A 2,587-nucleotide genomic window follows, 5' to 3' on the forward strand; every position below is an offset into this window, starting at 1 on the left:
GGGACTCGAACCCACGACCCCCGGTTTTGGAGACCGGTGCTCTACCAGCTGAGCTAAACTCCTAGACGAACGACCGTGGTCACGGCTGTCGCCAGACCGGCGCGTATGCCCGACCGGGACGGGGTTTTCAAGGGCGCTGCGTCAGTTTCCGGCGGCGGCGGCGCGGGCGGCGGCTTCGTCTTCCGGCGTGATGACCGCGCGGAACAGCAGCTTGTCGATGCGGCGGTCGTCCATGTCGATCACCTCGACCTCGAAACGGCCCAGTTGCAGGGTCTCGCCCTCGTTCGGTACGCGCGACAGTTCGTGCAGAACCAGACCCGCCACGGTGTGGAAGCCCTCGCGCTCGCCGAAATCCTCGCCCAGTTCGTCGGACAGCTCGTCCAGGTCGGTCTGGCCGTCGACCAGCCAACTGCCGTCTTCGCGCTGGCGGATCATGGCCTCGGCCTCATCATGCGCCTCGTCGAAGTCGCCGGCGATCATTTCCAGAAGGTCGGTGGCCGTCACCACGCCCTCGAAGGCGCCGAACTCGTCGACCAGGAAGGCCATGTGCACCCGCGAGGCCTTCAGGATCTCCAGCGCCTTCAGCACCGAGGTCGACTGCGGGATGAAGGCCGGGGTCTGGATCAGGCTTTCGACATTGAACTCGCCATTGTCCAGCAGGCTGTCCAGCAGGTCCTTCTTGTGCACGACGCCCAGGGGGTTATCGACGTCGTTCTCGCGCGCCACCACGATGCGCGAATAGGGGCAGGTGCGAATCTCCTGGCGCAGCTCTTCTTCGGAATCGTCCAGAGCGATCCAGAACACCTCGTGCCGCGGCGTCATGGCCACGCGGATCGGCCGGTCGCCCAGGGTCAGGATCTCTTCGATCATCTCCTGCTCCTCCGGCTCGATCAGGCCGGCCGAGGTGCCCTCGGCGATCATGGTCTCGACCTCTTCCTGAGTGACGTCGGACCCGTCGCGGTCCTTGACGCCCATCAGCTTCAGGATGGCCGAGGTGGAGAAGGTCAGCAGCAGCACGAACGGCTTCAGCACCAGCGCCACCAGCGAGATCGGGGCCGCCATCTTCGACGCGATCGGCTCGGGGAAGATCAGGGCCAGACGCTTGGGCACCAGTTCGCCCACGATCACCGACACATAGGTGATCAGCACCACGACCAGGCCGGTCGAGATGATTTCCGACCACGGCGCCAGGGCCGGGATGGCGGTTTCCAGAATGCGGTCCAGCTCGCCGCCGATGGCCGCCTGGCCATAGGCGCCGGCCAGAATACCGATCAGGGTGATGCCCACCTGGACGGCAGACAGGAAATGGGTCGGCTCCTCGGCCAGCTTCAGCGCGGCGCGCGCACCCCGGTCGCCGCGCTCGGCCCGGCTCTGCAGCTTGGATTTGCGGGACGAAACGACCGCCAGCTCGGTCATGGCGAACAGGCCGTTCAGCACCACGAGCAGCAGTACGACGGCGATGGCGATGGCTAACATCTAGGGAGAGGAGACTCGGCGCGGCGCGACATTCGGCGTCCGCAGACGGGATACTAAGGCCTTTTGGCGGCCCGCGCCATGGGCGTCAGCGGATTTGACCCGCCACGGCGGGCGCCGCCGCCGTCGGACGCGCCGCCGCACAGGCGCTCATGCCCAGAACCACGCCGATGAAGATGCCGATATGAAGCGCGCGCCGCATGGTTTCCGAAACCTTAACGTTCGGACGCAGCTAGCCCCACGGGATCGATTCCACACAAGCCCCCTCGTCCCTGAGGCGAGAAACAGGGTTAAGCTGCGCCACTGATCTAGCCCAGGCGGCGACGCCGCATCGCCCAGCCCGCCCCCGCCAGGGCCAGCAGCCCCGCCATCAGGATAAGCGCCCATTCCGACAAGGTGGGGACGACCGCCACCGGAGGCGCAAAGCTGATGGTCCAGCTATTGATCTGACCGGTGTCCACGCCGGCGTCATCCGTGACGACCAGTCGCCATTCTCCATTGGCGGGTTCCGCCGAAAGGGTGGAGAGCGGCTGCTCGGGTCTCCATGTCCCCGTCATGGGCGCTAAAGCAGAAGTGATCGAGGTTGCGGCGGCGTCGCTGAAAACCGCGTCGCAATAGTTGTCGCCCCCAGCTCCATTATCGGTGCTCAACTCCACCAGCGCGCCGGAAGGCGCACGCAGATAGATATCCAGGTCGCCGTTGAACGTGTGGGTGATGCCGCACCCTGGCCCGATGGTGACGGTTATGACCTCGGCGACCGGCACGCCGACGACGGTGATCGGCGCGAACTGGGTGGTGTTGTCGACAATGGGAACCGGCGGACCGGCATAGGTGAAGGTCTGGGCCGCCGCGGCGCCCGCTATCACGGAGGCCGTAACCGCTGCGGCGAATGCGATAATTTTCTTCAACTTATTCCCTCCACCCCCGCAATACTTAATACGCATTAACCCGCAACGCCAGCGTGGGTTGTCCCAAAGCAAAGCCCCCGCCGGATCGCTCCAGCGGGGGTCTCATTACGCTTGGCCTATGGTCGCCGTGCGGCGAGCGTTAGCGCCTCAAGATCAGTCGATGATCTTCGACACCACGCCGGCGCCGACGGTGCGGCCGCCTTCGC

Annotated in this window: 2 protein-coding genes; both read right to left on the reverse strand. The window is 65.5% G+C overall.

Going from position 1 to position 2,587, the window contains the following annotated elements; translation table 11 throughout:
• Positions 1–141 precede the first annotated feature (141 nt).
• A complete protein-coding gene (locus Q0581_RS05325) occupies positions 142–1,476 on the reverse strand; it encodes a hemolysin family protein (RefSeq protein ID WP_298698288.1) in 1,335 nt (444 codons plus the stop codon).
• 305 nt (positions 1,477–1,781) lie between these two features.
• Positions 1,782–2,381: an IPTL-CTERM sorting domain-containing protein gene (locus tag Q0581_RS05330; protein WP_298698289.1), complete on the reverse strand. Its 600-nt coding sequence runs from the start codon at positions 2,379–2,381 to the stop codon at positions 1,782–1,784.
• Positions 2,382–2,587 lie beyond the last annotated feature (206 nt).

The organism is uncultured Brevundimonas sp., assembly GCF_937863155.1.
Classification (GTDB): domain Bacteria; phylum Pseudomonadota; class Alphaproteobacteria; order Caulobacterales; family Caulobacteraceae; genus Brevundimonas.

Excerpts from the sequence above, each read along its gene's own strand:
- Q0581_RS05325 (WP_298698288.1), bottom strand. The coding sequence starts at position 1,476 with ATGTTAGCCATCGCCATCGCCGTCGTACTGCTGCTCGTGGTGCTGAAC.